At 66.2% G+C, this 16,187-nt stretch carries 17 protein-coding genes and 1 pseudogene; 1 reads left to right on the top strand and 17 read right to left on the bottom strand.

The window, feature by feature from the left end; all coding sequences use genetic code 11:
- Positions 1-187: 187 nt before the first annotated feature.
- The 12 genes from acpS to FJX73_07410 all read right to left on the bottom strand — a co-directional run bounded on the left by acpS (position 188) and on the right by FJX73_07410 (position 8,813).
- Positions 188-568, bottom strand: a complete 381-nt coding sequence (gene acpS / locus FJX73_07465) for a holo-[acyl-carrier-protein] synthase (protein MBM3470613.1) — start codon at positions 566-568, stop codon at positions 188-190.
- The gene (locus FJX73_07460; protein MBM3470612.1) at positions 565-741 is read right to left on the bottom strand and encodes a Trm112 family protein; all 177 of its coding nucleotides are present in this window, start codon (positions 739-741) and stop codon (positions 565-567) included. The genes acpS and FJX73_07460 overlap by 4 nt, the downstream gene beginning before the upstream one ends.
- Before the next feature lie 48 nt (positions 742-789).
- Positions 790-2,637 (bottom strand): glutamine--fructose-6-phosphate transaminase (isomerizing), encoded by a 1,848-nt coding sequence (gene glmS, locus FJX73_07455; GenBank protein ID MBM3470611.1) that lies wholly within the window; start codon positions 2,635-2,637, stop codon positions 790-792.
- Between the two features lie 29 nt (positions 2,638-2,666).
- The gene (locus FJX73_07450; GenBank protein MBM3470610.1) at positions 2,667-3,443 is read right to left on the bottom strand and encodes a WecB/TagA/CpsF family glycosyltransferase; all 777 of its coding nucleotides are present in this window, start codon (positions 3,441-3,443) and stop codon (positions 2,667-2,669) included.
- Entirely contained in the window at positions 3,440-4,777 is a 1,338-nt protein-coding gene (gene glmM / locus FJX73_07445; protein ID MBM3470609.1) for a phosphoglucosamine mutase, read from the bottom strand. The genes FJX73_07450 and glmM overlap by 4 nt, the downstream gene beginning before the upstream one ends.
- A gap of 15 nt (positions 4,778-4,792) precedes the next feature.
- Entirely contained in the window at positions 4,793-5,197 is a 405-nt protein-coding gene (locus FJX73_07440) for a hypothetical protein (protein MBM3470608.1), read from the bottom strand.
- A complete protein-coding gene (locus FJX73_07435) occupies positions 5,194-6,000 on the bottom strand; it encodes a TIGR00159 family protein (GenBank protein MBM3470607.1) in 807 nt (268 codons plus the stop codon). The genes FJX73_07440 and FJX73_07435 overlap by 4 nt, the downstream gene beginning before the upstream one ends.
- Before the next feature lie 134 nt (positions 6,001-6,134).
- Positions 6,135-6,509 (bottom strand): 30S ribosomal protein S9, encoded by a 375-nt coding sequence (gene rpsI / locus FJX73_07430; GenBank protein ID MBM3470606.1) that lies wholly within the window; start codon positions 6,507-6,509, stop codon positions 6,135-6,137.
- Positions 6,510-6,555: 46 nt separating this feature from the next.
- The gene (rplM, locus tag FJX73_07425; protein ID MBM3470605.1) at positions 6,556-6,984 is read right to left on the bottom strand and encodes a 50S ribosomal protein L13; all 429 of its coding nucleotides are present in this window, start codon (positions 6,982-6,984) and stop codon (positions 6,556-6,558) included.
- Positions 6,985-7,543: 559 nt separating this feature from the next.
- Positions 7,544-7,870, bottom strand: a complete 327-nt coding sequence (locus FJX73_07420) for a DUF3800 domain-containing protein (protein ID MBM3470604.1) — start codon at positions 7,868-7,870, stop codon at positions 7,544-7,546.
- Between the two features lie 231 nt (positions 7,871-8,101).
- Complete coding sequence (locus FJX73_07415) at positions 8,102-8,557, bottom strand: PIN domain-containing protein (GenBank protein MBM3470603.1); 456 nt, start codon at positions 8,555-8,557, stop codon at positions 8,102-8,104.
- A complete protein-coding gene (locus tag FJX73_07410; protein MBM3470602.1) occupies positions 8,511-8,813 on the bottom strand; it encodes a CopG family transcriptional regulator in 303 nt (100 codons plus the stop codon). Before FJX73_07410 ends, FJX73_07415 begins: the two co-directional genes overlap by 47 nt.
- Positions 8,814-9,013: 200 nt before the next feature.
- Here FJX73_07410 and FJX73_07405 point away from each other — a divergent pair, with 200 nt between their 5' ends.
- Positions 9,014-9,751 (top strand): sulfite exporter TauE/SafE family protein, encoded by a 738-nt coding sequence (locus FJX73_07405; protein ID MBM3470601.1) that lies wholly within the window; start codon positions 9,014-9,016, stop codon positions 9,749-9,751.
- Positions 9,752-9,754: 3 nt separating this feature from the next.
- Here the strand turns inward: FJX73_07405 and FJX73_07400 are convergent, their stop codons facing one another.
- The 5 genes and pseudogenes from FJX73_07400 to FJX73_07380 form a co-directional block, all read right to left on the bottom strand.
- Positions 9,755-10,504, bottom strand: coding sequence for a glycosyltransferase family 2 protein (locus FJX73_07400; protein ID MBM3470600.1), 750 nt, complete (start codon positions 10,502-10,504; stop codon positions 9,755-9,757).
- Between the two features lie 15 nt (positions 10,505-10,519).
- Positions 10,520-11,660 (bottom strand): annotated as a pseudogene (locus FJX73_07395) (glycosyltransferase family 2 protein).
- A gap of 1 nt (position 11,661) precedes the next feature.
- Entirely contained in the window at positions 11,662-12,462 is an 801-nt protein-coding gene (locus FJX73_07390; GenBank protein ID MBM3470599.1) for a class I SAM-dependent methyltransferase, read from the bottom strand.
- Positions 12,396-14,855 (bottom strand): hypothetical protein, encoded by a 2,460-nt coding sequence (locus FJX73_07385; GenBank protein ID MBM3470598.1) that lies wholly within the window; start codon positions 14,853-14,855, stop codon positions 12,396-12,398. The genes FJX73_07390 and FJX73_07385 overlap by 67 nt, the downstream gene beginning before the upstream one ends.
- 13 nt (positions 14,856-14,868) lie before the next feature.
- The gene (locus FJX73_07380; protein MBM3470597.1) at positions 14,869-15,513 is read right to left on the bottom strand and encodes a hypothetical protein; all 645 of its coding nucleotides are present in this window, start codon (positions 15,511-15,513) and stop codon (positions 14,869-14,871) included.
- Positions 15,514-16,187: the final 674 nt, after the last annotated feature.

Raw genomic sequence — 16,187 nt, 5'->3', positions numbered from 1 at the left:
AAAGTAGCCGAGTCAAACGTAGCGCACGTGGACTCCGAAAGCCGGATGGTCTTCTTGGGAGGTAACTCCCGAGAATAGCCTACTGAGCGGTACGAACCGGCGGCGCGACTGAAGACGGTGAAAAGTCGGAAGAAGCGAGCGCTCCTCTTCTATTTCCCCTGGCTTCACCCGGCGCCCTCTACGCTTCTCAGTTGCCCAACGCCACCGCACTGGCCACGGCGTGGTCGTGCGTGTGGGCGAGCGTGACCAACACGCTGACCACGCCCTGTTGGTCTGCGATCCGGCGCGCACCGCCGTGCAGGTGCACGAGCGGCCGTCCCTGATCGTCGTTTACGATCTCGATCTCGCGCCACGCCATCCCCCGCCGGCCGACACCGAGGGCCTTCATCACCGCCTCCTTGGCCGCGAAGCGCGCCGCCAGCCGCGGCCCGCGGACCAGCAGGGGCCGCGCGCGCTCGATCTCTGATGGCGTGTAGATGCGACAAACGAACGCTTCACCCCATCGAGCGACCGCGCGTTCGATTCGATCCACCTCGACCATGTCGGTACCAAGTCCGAGCACCCTCATCCCGGCAGCTCCGCCTCGTCGGCCAGCATGATGGGGATCTCCGCGCCTTCGATCTGCCGGATCGGATACCGGCGCCCGCAGGCGGTGCAAACGATGCGATCGCCGTCGCGCACAACAGCCGCGTGATCCACAGGACACGCCAGCACCTGCAGGAACCCCTCGTCAATCGCCATCTGCGCACCCCCGCGGGGAAACCGGTTCGACCCGGCGCCCCTTCCTCCCTACTCGACCGTCACGCTCTTCGCTAAGTTACGCGGCCGGTCAACGTCGTGGCCGCGCAGCACGGCCACGTGGTAGGCAAACAACTGGAGCGGAATGATCGCCAGCGCCGGCGCCAGGATCTCATCCACGGAAGGAATGCGCAACACGGTGTCGGCGTACCGGCCTATCTCGCGGTCGTCGTCGAAGGCGACGGCGATCACCTCCGCGCCGCGGGCGCGCACCTCCTGGATGTTCGAGACCGTCTTCTCGAACACCGCGCGCTGCGTCACGAGGGCAAAGACCGGGGTCTCGGGCGTGACCAACGCCAATGTGCCGTGCTTGAGTTCGCCGGCGGCCAGCGCCTCGCTGTGCAGGTAAGAGATCTCCTTGAGCTTGAGCGAACCCTCCATGGCCACCGCGTAGTCGAGCGCCCTGCCGATGAAGAACGCGTGCTCGGCCGCGGCGAGGCGTTGGGCCAGGGCTTCCACCTGGGTCGTATCGGAAAAGACCTTCTGCGCCAGCACGGGGAGATGGCGCAGCCCGGCGATCAGCGCCGACGCACGCCCACGCGAGAGCGTCCCCCGGCGCACGCCCAGGTCAACGGCCAGCATCTGCAGCGCCGCCAGCATTGTGGTGTAGGCCTTCGTGGACGCAACCGCGATCTCCGGCCCGGCGCGGACGAACAGCACGTCGTCGGCCTCGCGCGCCAGGGTGCTGCCCACCACGTTGGTCACCGCCAGTAGCCGGCTTCCGCGGGCGCGCGCCTCGCGCGACGCCGCCAGCGTGTCGGCCGTCTCCCCGGACTGGCTGATGGCCACGGCCAGCGTGGCTCCCTCGATCAGCGGATCGCGGTAGCGCAGTTCAGACGCCAGGTCCGCCTCGACCGGCACCCGGGCGAGGTGTTCGATCGTCCACCGGCCCACAAGCCCGGCGTGATAGGCCGTGCCGCATGCGACGATCCAGATCTTGTCCAGGCGCTCGACGAATCCCTCGGGAAGCGCAACCCCATCCAGCTCGACCCGGTCGTCAAGATCGAGCCGGCCCATCACCGTCTCGTGCAGGGCTCGCGGTTGCTCGTAGATCTCCTTGAGCATGAAGTGCGCATACCCGCCCTTCTCGGCCATCGCCGCGTCCCAGGTGATGCGCTGAACCGGGCGATCAATGGTCTGCCCCTCCAGGTTGGAGATCTCCATCCTGTCCGACCAGATGACGGCCACCTCGCCGTCTCCGAGCACGACCACGTCGCGCGTGTGCGGGAGCAGGGCCGGGATGTCGGATGCCAGCAGCATCTCGCCGTCTCCGACTCCTATGATGAGCGGGCTGATCATCCGAACCGCCACGATGTGATCAGGATGATCCGCGCTCAGCACCACGACCGCGTACGCCCCCTTCGCCTGATGCAACGCCTCCCTGACGGCCGCCTCCAACCGATCCGGCCGGTCGGGCGCAAGCCGCGCATGCGCGGACTCGATCAGGTGTGCAAGAACCTCGGTGTCCGTGTCCGACCGGAACCGGTGGCCTTCTGCCTCCAGCCGCTCCTTGAGGGGCATGTAGTTCTCGATGATGCCGTTGTGGATTACGACGTGCCGCCCGGTGCAGTCGCCGTGGGGGTGAGCATTGACATCGGTGGGGATGCCGTGAGTCGCCCAGCGCGTGTGGCCGATGCCGACGCGGCCGGCCGGTGGATTGGCCTCCAGCGCCGCTTCGAGCACGCCCAGCTTGCCGGCGGCCTTGCGCACCGCGATGCGGTCGCCGTCAAGCAGGGCCACGCCGGCGGAATCGTATCCCCGGTACTCCAGCCGCCGCAGCCCATCCAGAAGGACGGGCAAGGCCGGATGCGGTCCAACATAGCCCATGATGCCACACATAACCTGCCTCCATGTAGGCGGCTCTTGCCTCAGCCGCGCGGATCCCGTGCGCGCCGCCAGCGCTCGCGAATCGCCATCAAGAACAACGGAGGTATCGTGCGCACGACGCTCCACCTGCGCGGTTCGCGCAGAACCCGGTAGAACCACTCCAGACCGATCCGCTGCATCCACCGGGGCGCGCGCGGCACCAGCCCGGCCAGCACATCGAAGGAGCCCCCCACCCCGATCGAAACCGGAACGCTCAAATCCGCGCTGTGGAGCTGCATCCAGCGCTCCTGCCGCGGCGCGCCCAGCGCCACCAGCAGGAGATCCGGACGGGCCTGCCGGATCTGCGAGCGCACCGCCTCTTCCTCCTGGGACTCGAAGAACCCGTGGTGGGTCCCGACGATCTGCAGCGCCGGATGCTGCCGTCGCAGCGCCGCGGCAGCGGCCTCAGCCACGCCTGGCGCGCCCCCCAACAGGAAGACACGGTGCTCGGCGGCCGCGGCGCTCGCGCAGAGGGCAAGCGCCAAGTCAATCCCTGCCAGGCGCCCGGAAAGCGGCACTCCCAGAATCCGTGCCGCCAGAATCACGCCGATCCCATCCGCGGTAACAAGCGCGGCGCCGTTTACCAGCGCACGGAGCGCCGGATCGCGGGCCGCCTGCACCAGCAGCGAGCCGTTGAGCGTAACCACGTATCCGGGAAGGCGCGCGGCGATACGATCGCGCGCCCACCGCAGCGCCGCCTCCAGCCCCACGTCGTGCGCCTGGGTCCCGAACAGCTCTCGCCGCAAGACGGCGACGTCCGCGTCAGACGGAACCGTCACGACGGCACGCCCAGGTGCCTGGCGATCACCGCGGCAACTTCCTCCGCAACCACGCGTGCCTCCTCTTGGCTGGAGGCCTCGACCATGACGCGGACCAGGGGCTCCGTGCCCGACGGCCTCACCAGGATGCGTCCGCGCGGAGCAAGCCGGGCCTCGGCCGCGGCCACGGCATCCTCCACCTCAGGCGCGTCAATCGGGCCGTTGCGCGCGCGCACGCGCACATTCACCAGAACCTGGGGAAGCCGCGGAATCCCCGCCCGCAGCTCGGAGAGACGGCGCCCGGTCGCGGACATCACGTTGGTCAGCGCGATCGCGGTCACCAGACCGTCCCCGGTCGTGGCCTGGTCAAGGAAGATCAGGTGCCCGCTCTGCTCGCCCCCAAGGGTGGCGCCGGTCTCCAGCATGCGCTCCAACACGTAGCGGTCGCCCACCGGGGCCCGCTCCAGCCGGATCCCCTCCTGCGCCAGGCGTTGCTCCAGCCCCAGGTTGCTCATCACGGTGGCCACAACGATCCCTCCGGCCAGGTTGCCCAGGCGGTGTCGGTCCAGCGCGCAGATTCCCATAAGCGCGTCTCCGTCCACCTCTTCGCCCAGTTCGTCCACGGCCAGCACCCGGTCGGCGTCACCGTCGTGCGCGAACCCAACGTCGGCGCCATGAGCCAGCACGGCCTGCCTCAGCGGACCCAGATCTGTGGAGCCACACGCGACGTTGATCCGGGATCCGTCGGGCTCACCGTGGAGGGTCACAACTTCGGCGCCGAGCATCTCCCACAGGCGCGGTGCCACGCGCACGGCGGCCCCGAAGGCGCAGTCCACCACGATCTTCATCCCATCCAGCCCGCCGGCGGAGAGGCCGGCCAGGTGACGCAGGTAGCGGTCCACGCCGTCCGGGATAGTCTCGATCGTCCCCATGGCGGTGCCGGTGGGACGTGGCAGGTCGTCGCGGTCGAGCAGGCCTTCGATGGCGGCCTCGAGCGCGTCCGGCAGCTTGAAGCCGTCACCGCCGAAGAGCTTGATGCCGTTGTCCTCTACCGGGTTGTGCGACGCTGAGATGACCACGCCACACGCGGCGCCCAGATCGCGTGCCAGGTAAGCCACCGCCGGCGTGGTCAGGATGCCGCCCAGCCAGACGTGAACGCCCACGGAGCAGAGCCCGGCCGCGAGCGCGGCTTCCAGCATTGGACCGGAGAGGCGGGTGTCGCGGCCCAGGATGAAGGTCGCGGCCGCGCCGCCCAGTTCGGCGCCGGCCGCGCGGCCCACGCGAAACGCCAGTTCGGGTGTGAGGTCGGCGTTGGCGACCCCGCGGATCCCGTCGGTTCCAAAGAGCCGCCTCAACGGCACCACGCCTTTCTAGGGCCGCGCGATCGTTACCATCACGACCGGTGGAGATGCCTGGACTAATGTGACCCCGGGTGGCACCGGCACATTGAGCGTCACGCGGTACATCCCGGCATCCACGACACCACTCACGGGTGCGATCGCGCGCACGTCGGAGGGCTTCACCGCCAGGACGGCCGGGGTCGGGCCGCGGATCTCCAGGTCCACGGTTCGCGGGTTCGCCGTTGCCACGAGATCGGCGGGCAGCTCCGTGAAGGTCACCTCCACGTTGCGGACGAGCAGCGAGGCCACCATCGCCGGCTCAGACCTGGGGCCCTGCGCGCTTCCCACGTAGTGCCACATCGCGGTCGCGATCGCCAGCGACAGCAGCAGCAGCCGCGTGCGCTCGGAAAACAGCGCGGACAGACGGGCCTTCATGAGTTCGCCTGGGCCCTGCGCCACGGCCACAGGGCTGGCCCGCGGGGTCCGCCGTGGGCCAGCAACCCCAGGAGCGCCACCTTCAACTCCTCTTCGGACAGCCCGCGCCTCAAGACGCCGTCGCGCGCCAGGGAGATAGAGCCGGTCTCCTCGGAAACAACCACCGCCACGGCATCGGTGACCTCGCTGATCCCCACCGCAGCGCGGTGCCTTGTGCCCAGGGTCCGGCTGAGGAGCGGGCTCTCGCTGAGGGGGAGCAGGCAGCCGGCCGCCATCAGCCGGTTACCTCGGATCACGACGGCCCCGTCGTGCAGCGGCGTGTTGTGAAAGAACGTCGTGATCAACAACTGCACCGACGCCAGCCCGTCAACCTTGACGCCCGACTCTATGACGTCGCTGAGCCCGGTGCGCCGCTCCAACACGATCAGGGCGCCGGTCTTGCGGGTCGCCAGGACGCGACACGCCCTGGCAACGTCGTTCACGAGCCGGATCATCTCCTCGCGTCCCAACCCCTGGCCCGACCCCGAAACAAACATCCCGCCGCGGCCGAGCTGCTCTAGCATGCGCCGCAACTCCGGTTGGAAGATCACGAGGACGGCGATCGGGATGACCAAGCCCAGGTAGGAGAGCACCCACTGTAGCGTGTTCAGCTTGAGGATCCGGCTGGCGGTGTAGACCACGAAGAGCACCGCCAGCCCGGTCGAGAGCTGCACCGCCCGCGTCCCGCGCACGAGCCACAGGACCTGATAGATCAACGCCGTCACGATGGCGATGTCCAGGAGGTCCAGGGCTCGTATCGGCATTGGTGATGACCCGCGGCGCTCTCTATATAGTCAGTGCCAACAGGGCTCCTTGTGCGTGCGATGGAACCGCCACGCCCGCGGGCCGGGGCCGAAGCCCACTGCCGGCACCGGTGGTCGTGGCGGCCTTGCCGTCTCTAGCGCTTGCTGTACTGACCGGCCTTGCGCGCGCGCTTGAGTCCGTACTTCTTCCGTTCCTTCTCGCGCGGATCCCGCGTCAGCAACCCTGCCTGGCGCATCGCCGGGCGCAGCGTCTCGTCGGCCTCCAGCAGTGCCCTTGCTATGCCGTGGCGTACGGCCCCGGCCTGCCCGGAGAAACCGCCACCGGAGACGTTCGCTATCACGTCGAAGCGGTCATCGGCCTTCGTCGTCAACAGCGGCTGGCGGACCATCACCTGCAGCGGCGAGGTCGGGAAGTAGGCATTCAGCTCCTTGCCGTTGATCGTGACCCTGCCTGCGCCAGGGACCAGTCGTACCCGTGCGACCGCCGCTTTGCGGCTGCCTGACGTCATCGCGACTACCTGCACACCTGCCACTTGGGTTCCCTCGCTCCCTCTGCTACCAGGCCAGCGGCGCCGGCTTCTGGGCCTGCTGCCGGTGCGCCGCGCCCCGGTAGACCTTGAGCTTCTTGATGAGCTGGCGCCCCTGCCGGGTCTTGGGCAGCATCCCGCGGACCGCCTCGGTGATCGCCCGCTCGGGACGCGTCTTCATCAGTACCTCGTAGGTGATCTCCTTGAGGCCGCCCGGGTAGCCGGAGTGCCGGTACTGGCGCTTCTGCTGCAGCTTGCGCCCGGTCAGCCGTACGCCGCCGGCGTTGATGACCACGACGAAGTCGCCGACGTCAATATGCGGCGTGAACGTGGGCTTGTGCTTCCCGCGCAGCAGCGCAGCGATGCGCGTGGCCAGCCGGCCCAGCACCCTGCCATCGGCGTCTATCAGGTGCCAGCGGCGGTCGATCTCAGCGGCGGTCGGAATGACGGTCTTCATGCAACCCTCTTTGTCCGGTCTTGGCGAAGAAAGCCGGGGACCGCGACGGTCACCCGGCGAGCGAGCCACGGCCTAGTCTAATATGGGCGGAAGAAGGGTGTCAAGCGCGGCCTCCGCCGCAAGCCAACCGGCCGCAAGCCAGCCATCTGTCACTGCCCCTGGGGGGCGGTAGCCCGAAACCAAGTACCGAGAGAGCCTGGGGCTCTTCTGCTGGCGCAAGCAGGGCACTCGCAGGTGGACGATGTGCGCGAAACATGCACCAGCCCGTGAAGGATGTCGTCCTTTTGGTCGAACCGGTTGATGGTAGGACCGATGAGCGTCGCATCTCGCCTCTCGTAGAGCAAGAAGATGGCATGCGAGACAAAGTCCGCGAGTTGAAGCAGACGTGTCTCCGCTGCACTGGCGAAAAAGGGGGTATCACTGAGGTTCACCAGGACTCCCCACTGTGTCCCGAGTTCTCGGAACCCTCTGACCCACACTCTTGTACGCTGGCGGAATCGCCCCTCGGCGAAGACAAGCAGCCCGCGCTGAGGGTCGTCGAACTCGCTCTTGCGCCGCATCAAGAAGATGTCTCGGTCTTCTCGATGGCTGCTCCGAACAGAACCAGACCCGGCCGCTTCGCTCCTGCTATGACGTTGCCGATGTCTTGAAGCACGGCCTGCCTTGTGGTCTGGGGCACCGCCCGCCAGAACCCGCTCCCCGCGCGAATGTCGGCTGCATGGAACACCACGGGCTGCAGACCGGGGAAATGCCGCCTCTGAGTCTCGTCAAGATCCTGGGCGAGGAAGAGGGTCTGACGCTCGAAGACGGCTGCACCTCCCAGCACGAAGTGCCTGTCCTGCGGATTGTCAGGGTTCCCTGACTCGTCCACGTAGAGGAGGTACACGGCGTTTCACCCCGCCTGGTGAACCTCTTGGAGACCTCGGCGCGGTACCGTCCAAATGAAGAAGGCGACCGACGGCTCTTCGCGCACGGGTCCCGGAAAAGGGGACCCTATCGGTCGCCTGTCTAGGCTAGCACACCCGCGAAGGTTGTCAAGACGGTGCACGGACCCCCGCAGAGGTGTAGAGCGGTCACCCAGTTCGGAACCGCAGCGTATGCGCCAGTCCGTTGCCGATCAGCGTGGGAGCCGGCGGAACCCCCTGCGGCGCCCCGGACCGAACCTGTACACGAGGAAGTCCGCATCGAAGGCGAAGACATCGTTGATCCCCAGGCGTTCCATCATGGCGAAGGTCGCGCAGTCCACGAAGCTGAAGGCCTGATCAGGATAGGCGTGCGCGATGTGCCAGGCCGCCTCCAGGTCAACCGGCTCTGGCGTGAGCACCGCGATCCTTGTCTCGCGCAGGGTTCCCCAGAATGCAAGCGCGGCCCGACGCCCGAGATGAGCGGTAAGCAGCGCCCATGTCTCGGCGATGACGAGATCGGTTGTCAGGAGGGGTGTCTTACCGGCGTGCCGGACGTAGAACGCGCGGGCCTCGCGGTGGTGGCGGTCTGACGCGTCTGCCAGGGCATACCAGGCGCCGGTATCAACGAGCACGCTCACGGCGGAGCGCCCCGGCCAGATAGGCGTCATGGCGTTCAGAGATGTCGGAGCGCCCGCTCCTCCCGAGCCCCACGAGTCTCAGATACGCCTCGGCTGGCACATGCCCTGAGCCACTGCGGTCCGAGAGGTGCCGCCCTATCAGACGCCGCAGAAGCTCGGCCATGGATATCCCTTCTCGGGCGGCCTCGGTGCGAAGGGCCCGATGATGGTCCTGTTCCAGGTAGATCATCGTCCGCGCTCGCATGGTCTTGCACCCCACCGGCTCGCGTTTGGGAGCCCGGCTCATAGCATAATGATGCCGATAGCATTGAGTCAATGAGAGGAGCGGCTTCCTTGGCAGCCCGGTGATTCTGTCACCCCGCGGTACCCTAGACCTGGACTCGTGACGGGCAGGCTCTCAGGGCATGATCGGCGAACCAGAGTACGTGTCTCGGTTGCCGCGACAACATGGCAGCCGTAGTCCCTGACGCCGTGGGGTAGTTCGCCCTGGAGCAGATCGCCGCATACATAGTCGTCGGATTCATCGCCCAGATGATCGGTGGCACCCTGGGAATGGCCTATGGCGTCACCGCGACCTCTTTCTTGCTCACGCTTGGCATGCCGCCGGTGGCCGCGAGCGCAAGCGTTCACGCGGCCGAAGTGGTCACCACCGGGCTCTCCGGACTCTCCCACGCGGGCTTCGGTAACGTTGATGGCTACCTTGTCAAGCGGCTCGTGATCCCCGGTGTGATTGGGGCGGTATCTGGCGCGTACATCCTCGCCTCGGTCCCGGGAATGACGATCAAGCCCTTCGTGGCTGCCTACTTGCTCGTGATGGGCCTAGTGATCCTCTCGAAGGCCCTGAGGAGGGCGGTTCAGGGCGAGGTGCGCACGCGCCTCGTTCCCCTGGGCCTGGTCGGAGGATTCCTGGACGCGATAGGCGGAGGGGGCTGGGGGCCAATCGTCACGTCCACGCTCGTCGCACGAGGCAACAGCCCCCGATTCACGATCGGGTCGGTCAACTTTGTGGAGTTCTTCGTGGCGCTGTCGGCATCCGCGACCTTCGTCCTCACCGTTGGCCTGTCGTACTGGCATGCTATCGTAGGGCTCGCCATCGGAGGAGCCGTGGCCGCGCCAATCGCCGCCTACACGTGCAAGAGAGCGCCCACCAGGGTGCTGATGCTGCTGGTTGGAGTCCTGATCATTGGCCTGAGCATCAGGACACTCAGTCAAGTCCTGAGGTAGGCCTCACAGTCGGCGTTGACGCGCCCCGCGGTCTGCCCGGGTGAACCGCACGCGCAGCAGCCCCTTGACGTCCTCCCAGGCCGTGCGCGCGATCCGGACCCGGCTGTCCCGTCCCTCGACCCAGACCACCGGTACCTCGTGGATGCGGTAGCCGAACTGCTCCGCGCGCAGGAGCAGCTCGGTGTCGAAGAACCAGGCGTTGTCCTGGACCAGTGGCACAAGTTGCTGCGCCACCTGCCGGCTGAGCGCCTTGAACCCGCACTGCGCGTCGGAGAACCGCCGCCGCGGGAACAGCAGGCGGATCATCAGGTTGTAGCCGCGAGAGAGCACTTCGCGCAGCAGGCTCCTTTCGATCCGGCTCGCCGGGTGCAGGCGGGTGCCCGTGGCCACGTGGGCGCGGCCCTCCAGCAGCGGCTCGACGAGGGGCGGGAGCGCGGCCAGGTCGGTGGACAGGTCCACATCCATATAGGCCACGACCCGCGCGGCGGATGCCAGCCATGCCGCCCGCAACGCGCGGCCGCGCCCCTTCTCCGGGATGCGAAGGCACCGCACCTGGGGCCACCGCGCTGAGAGGCCCTCGGCGACCTCCGCGGTCCGGTCTGTGGAGCCGTTGTCGGCCACGACCACTCGATAGGTGCCACGGTAGCGCTCTTCCAGGAAAGGAACCAGCGTGCCCACGCAGGCAGCGATCTTGGCCTCTTCGTTGTAGACCGGGATGACAAGGTCTATGCGCGGAGTTCTATCTGTGCCCACTCCGATCTTCCCCACCTACTCTTCTCTGTTGCGTAGCTCATCGGCGAAGATCATGATGAACCCTGCTGATAGGAGGAGCTGGAGCCCTAACACAACCAGAAACGCCACAAGCTCGGCTTCCTGCGTTCGCACGAAATCGCCATAGCCACCCCTTGCCCAGTCCGCCACCAACCGAAATCCGTAGGCACCGCCCGCGCACATCGAGATGACTCCCGACGACGCCAGGGCCCTGCGCGCGCCGGGACGCCTCGCTACATCCGTCACCAGATCGCTCGTCGTGAACCTGTGCGCGAGCGCGTAGAGCTTGGCAGCCACCCCGAAGACGACGGCCTGCGAACCCACGAGCGCGAGCATTACGGCCGCAAGCGTGGTGTGCATGCCAAAGGCGATCCGGCCGATCTCCACCGGTCCCAGGAGAAGCACCCCCATCAGCCCCACACCCAGGGCAAGGCAGAACAGGCCTGGCGCGATGAAGGTCACCGTTGGATTGTAGAGCACGACGAAACTGAGAATCGTTCTCAGTATCTTGTACCCGTCCCGCAAGGGATGAAGCTTGGCCCTGCCGATGCGCCCCCGGTACTCGATAGGAACATCGAGGATCCGCAGGCCCATGCGCGCAGCCTTGATTGATATCTCGGACTCGACGCCAAACCCGGTCGAGCCGACCCGCATCCGTTCCAGGTGCTCCTTCCGTATGCCGTAGAGCCCTTAGCGGGTCGTGCCCCTCGAAGCCGTAGAGCAGGCGGATCGCCGACCGGAACAAGAAGCCGCCGATCCGATTGAATACCGGTATATGCCGCTGGCCCAGGCTCCGAGAGCAGACGACCATGTCGTGCTCGTCCAGCGCACGAGCGATCTCGGGAACCATCTCCGTCGGGTAGGTCCCGTCGGCGTCGATGAAGATGATCTTGTCGCCACGCGCATGAGCCACGCCCGTGCGCATCGCAGCCCCTTTGCCCCGGTTCCTGGGATGAGAGACGAGACGGCAACCATGTTGCCGGGCGACCTCGGCAGTACGATCCATTGATCCATCGTCCACCACCAGGACTTCGTCCGCATCCCTGAGCACGCGGCGCAGGCCTTCGAGGACAATCGGAAGGCCTTGCTCTTCGTTGAAGGCCGGAACCACGATCGTGGTCTCAACCTGCATGCCCATACTACCCTCCGCGTGAGACTCCGGAGGCATCGTGGGCGCCCGACCCGGCAGGTCTGGCTGCGGCGACGAGGGATAGCCCGATAGGCGGCGGCATGACTCGCTCGATGGCCATCAAGAGTGGCACCAGCCGGTCAAGCAGCGTGAGCGCCTGGGAACTGTGGAGATCCCTCTTGAGCACGCGCCCCTCCCACCACCACCCCAGGAGCCCTGGCGCGTTCATGTACCGCAGGTCAATGGTTTCGAACCCCGTCTCGGCGAGCTTGGTTCGCAACTCGCCTCGGGAGTACCGGCGGTGATGGCCGTCGGCCCTGTCGATGGTCCCGTACGCGCCGGGCACCGCCGGCACCAGAAGCACCAGCCGGCCGTCGGCGGCCATGAGCCGACGGAGATTCCGGAGCGCGCGAACATCGTCGGCGATGTGCTCCAGGACGTTGACGCATGCAATGGTGTCATATGTCTCCTCCAGGCGCGTCTCCGCGAGATCGTCAAGAACGATATGCACGCCGGGGAAGGCGACGGCGAGTTCCTCGAGATTTCGAGGGTTGACATCGGTACATGTCAGGTGGCCCCCACGCTGGATCAGGAGTCGCGTGAGGTTTCCGACCCCTGCTCCGATCTCCAGCAGCCGGTCACCGCGGATGTGGTCCTTCATCATGTCGTAGATCCACCCATGATACCGCCGGGCCTTCGCCATCAGGCGGAGGTTCAGTTCTTCTGCGGTGGAAGCCTGCGGGTTCATCGCAGCTCGTAGAAGTAGGCGTTGTCGATTTCCACGTTGCCGTCCGGCTCCGCCATCAGCCATACCTGCGCAAGCCGCGCTGTGTTGGGAGCGGTGCAGGCCATCGCGTAGCGCGTGCTATTGGGGCCGATCTTGATCCTTCGCCATGTGGGATGATCAATCACACGGCCGCGGTCATCTAGCCACTGGATGAAGAGCCGGGTTGCCCCCGAGGGCCCCATTGACCGGATTCTTGACTCGAGAACGTATAGCACGTACGGAGTGGCCACAACTCGCTGCACAAGGTGGGCTCCAGGGGCAAGCCGTACGAGCGTGCCTGCTCCTTCCAGGCCGCCGGCTGCCTGCACAACGCTCACCGCGCCATGGCGGCCCCATCCCGCCGGTACACCGGCTGGATCGGGCGCCATCTCGGGATTCCGAAGCAGGTTCTGGCCGCGGCGCACCTGGGCACCAGCCGGAGGCGACAACTGGAAGAGATAGTACTCTCCGTAGGCGTACTCGAGCCGCGGACCCTCTTCCCAAGGGGCCTCTCGGGCCAGCCACCCGCCGGCGCGCCGCCACCGGGTGATTACCGGGTAATCCCGATTCAACACGAGATGGCTGAAACCGGCCCGCTTCAAGACGGTCTGGATCTCGGCGCCCGTACGAGCGCCGAGCACCGCGTCCGGAAGCGCGGGGTCGTAGATCCGTCCGAGCCACGAGATGGGCACGAAGAAACGGTCGTAGTAGAAGGCCATATCCTCACCCGCCCCATAGATACGGGCCGACTGAGGAAGCGTCCTCCTGACATACTCAGCCACACGGAATCCGGCAACGTGCGCTGCTGTGTAGTCGGCTCGAGTGACCGTTCCTCGAACGACCGCGGTCGGAAAGGCGGGGGACCCAGGCGTGATCCAGGTGACGGCCGTCATCATGGCGGCTGCCAGCAGAACGACTCCGAGTCGAAGCCCGCCCTTGCCGTGCCTCGCCCTATCCAACAACCCCGCCGCACCAATGATCGCCGCGAGAGGAAGCAACGGCAACAGATACCTGAGATACTGCGCATTGAAGAACCACACCAATCCGCCAGCCAGAAGCACCCCGCATGCCCACGGAGCGATGCGCCTGCGAGCGATCGCCAACAGCGCGAACGGGAGCAGGAGCAGGTAGATCAGTCCGATGCTTCCGTCCTCAACAAAACGTGTGGGATGCAGGCTGACGTTCCACGGCAGTCGCACGAGATCCCACAGCGACGTGCCCATGCCGAAGAGGTGCATGTTGAACTTTGTGTTCTCCAGGGACCAAAAGGGGCTCTTGAAGACCGCGTTGAGCATCGGGAACACAGGGTTGCCGGTCAACACCCATGCCCGCCCATACCAGATGGAACCGGTCACCACGGCTCCAAGGGTGAACGAACCGATCAGACCCAACCGCGTCTTCAGCCGCCCAGAGGACAGGCCGCCCACAAGGGCCAGCACGACCGTCACAGGAAGGGCGACAATCAGGTTCGTCAGCTTGAATCCGAGTAAGGTCCCAGTCAATACCCCTGTAGCAAGGGCACGTTGGCAGCTTGGGCGCTCCATGAAGCAGACAAGGGCGGCCAGGGCTGCTACGACGAAGAGAACCGACCACAGGTCGGTGTACGCGGTTCCCCCGGTCCAGTAGATGAGTGGGGTGCTCACGAGGATCGCAGCAGAGGCCAAGCCTACCCATGGAGTGAACAACCTCGCCCCCAGGCCATATGTGAGCATGCCGGCGTGCACACCCGCCGCGTAGTGCATGAGCTTCGGCGCCGCCTCGCCGGGGGCGAAGAGCATGCCGGCGGCGTACAAAATGTGCGCGTTGAGCGGCAGGTAGCTCTGGATCTGCTGTCGCATCTCGACTATCGCCCGCTGCTGGGCGAACTCTCGCGCAACGGGCAGGTGTGCCGTCAGAGCATCATGGCGCACCTCGGGCGCCACTGCACCGACCATTCCTATCAGCATCAGTACCACCAGGCCCCACCACCACGTCGCCGCTGGTGAGCCTGCGGGTTCCCGTCCCCCAGACCGGCAGTGCACATGCATGCGGCTTGAGTTGAGGATGGCCAGGGCGACTCCGACAAGTGAGATGGCACCGATCACGGGCCGGCTCAGCACTCCCGCCACTCCGGCAAGGATCGCAAGCAGGACGAAGACCGCCAATCCCATGGCTGCTACCAGCGGGACGTCCTCCCAAGAGCTGCAGGCGTCCCCAAGGTCCAGCCACCTGGCCGCCAGCGATCCGTACCCGTATGCCGCGACCCACAGCACCACGGTGACAGCAAGTGCTCCAAGAACGCCGGCCGAAGCAGCAAGGGACGCCGCACATGCTGCTGTCAGAAGCACCAAGCCCCACCGGGCAGCAGTGGAACCTCGGCGGCGCTCCATCTCCCAGAGCGCCGCACCAGGGATCCCGAACGCGGTTGCCACAAGCAGGAGATGCTTCACGACGCTCACCGGGGCGGGGTGTTCACGGCTCCAGGCGGGCCTGCGGCCCTCGGGCGGAAGCCGGAAACGCGTTCCCGAGCAGGTTCACAACCCACAGCACAACGAAGACGAAACAGGTGTCAATCAGAATGTTGAACAGGTGCAGTTGCTTCACCGTGTCAAGCAGTCCGTTGCCCATGAACTTCGCAACGTACTGCACGGCCGCCATGAGACCGAGGATGATGAGGAGTTCCGACAACAGCCCTGAGGTCACGCTGGCAGACCGCCACCGGGCAGCCACGCCGGTCCCGAGGAGCAGGACGAAGACGCCCACAAGAAACCGGAGATCGCGTGGCCAGCGCGCCTTGAAGTCACTCCAGGCAGCGAACCTGTGAGACTGGGCGCGCGGCGGATAGCCGCTCTCCTTCAGGAAGTTCCCATGCCGCTCCGGCCTGGTGAGGAAGGCGTGTCGTGCCAAGCGTCTGGCCGTCAGCACCAGTCGGTTTGGATGTGTTGCATAGAACCGAACGACATCATACTGCCCTATCGCCCCAAAGAAGGCGCGTCGGAACTCCGGATCCTGAATGGGCGAGTCGGGCCGGTAGGCGTGGGTGTTCGCCAGGGCGGCAAGCCGACGGTCGAGTCCAACGGACGACAGGTCTTCTTCGGGCGAAGGCGATCGCCTCAAGATCCCGAAGAACACGGCGTTGTACAGGTTTGCTTCACGGATGTACGCGGGCGTGGCGAGGTAGTACCAGCACGAGAAGACCGCCAGGGTCGTTGCCGCAGCCAGAACCCCAAGGCGCCAGGATGGCCTGGGCCAGCGCCAGAACAGGCGCACTCCCCAGAGAGCCAGCAGCCAGCCGACGTGCTGTTGTGCGCCCTCGCGCCGATGAAGAGGGCGGCGGCCACCGAGAAGAACACCAGATGCCAGAAGCTGGGCCTTGAGGCCGTCAACGCGAAGAACGATGCCGCAAGGGTTAGTGCGAAGAAGATGAGGCTTGCCGGTTCACTGTAGAAAGAGTTGAAGTAGGCCACGTACCCGACATCGGTGAAGATCAGCGCCACGAGCCCCAGCAAGATGGCCCGCGAGGCTATCGGCAGAGGCCGGCTGGCATACAGAACAAGCCATACGCTCGCCAGGAAGCAAACGGCATTGACGGCGCCCATGACCCGCAGATCGAAAAGCCCATCCTTCGATATCACCCGGTTGGCGGCCATCGCGACTTCCAGCAGGAGCTGCTGCGATGAGATCACGCCGCTGTTCCACCACGGCTCCACCACTCTGAACTTGGTGTTGATGTAGCGGAAGTACCTGTCTTCGCGATCCTCCGTGGTGTACTGGAGGCCGACGCGCCCCAT

The sequence above is a fragment of the Armatimonadota bacterium genome (genome assembly GCA_016869025.1).
Taxonomy (GTDB): Bacteria; Sysuimicrobiota; Sysuimicrobiia; order Sysuimicrobiales; family Humicultoraceae; genus VGFA01.
The sequence above is the reverse complement of the archived record's forward strand: the minus strand, read 5'-3'. Positions and strand labels throughout refer to the sequence as shown.

What these genes read in the sequence shown, in the direction of transcription:
- acpS (MBM3470613.1), bottom strand. Translation starts at nt 568, where the DNA reads ATGAGGGTGCTCGGACTTGGTACCGACATGGTCGAGGTGGATCGAATC.
- FJX73_07460 (MBM3470612.1), bottom strand. Translation starts at nt 741, where the DNA reads ATGGCGATTGACGAGGGGTTCCTGCAGGTGCTGGCGTGTCCTGTGGAT.
- glmS (MBM3470611.1), bottom strand. Translation starts at nt 2,637, where the DNA reads ATGTGTGGCATCATGGGCTATGTTGGACCGCATCCGGCCTTGCCCGTC.
- FJX73_07440 (MBM3470608.1), bottom strand. Translation starts at nt 5,197, where the DNA reads ATGAAGGCCCGTCTGTCCGCGCTGTTTTCCGAGCGCACGCGGCTGCTG.
- FJX73_07435 (MBM3470607.1), bottom strand. Translation starts at nt 6,000, where the DNA reads ATGCCGATACGAGCCCTGGACCTCCTGGACATCGCCATCGTGACGGCG.
- rpsI (MBM3470606.1), bottom strand. Translation starts at nt 6,509, where the DNA reads ATGACGTCAGGCAGCCGCAAAGCGGCGGTCGCACGGGTACGACTGGTC.
- rplM (MBM3470605.1), bottom strand. Translation starts at nt 6,984, where the DNA reads ATGAAGACCGTCATTCCGACCGCCGCTGAGATCGACCGCCGCTGGCAC.
- FJX73_07415 (MBM3470603.1), bottom strand. Translation starts at nt 8,557, where the DNA reads ATGACGCCTATCTGGCCGGGGCGCTCCGCCGTGAGCGTGCTCGTTGAT.
- FJX73_07410 (MBM3470602.1), bottom strand. Translation starts at nt 8,813, where the DNA reads ATGAGCCGGGCTCCCAAACGCGAGCCGGTGGGGTGCAAGACCATGCGA.
- FJX73_07390 (MBM3470599.1), bottom strand. Translation starts at nt 12,462, where the DNA reads ATGGCTGATGGCGGAGCCGGACGGCAACGTGGAAATCGACAACGCCTA.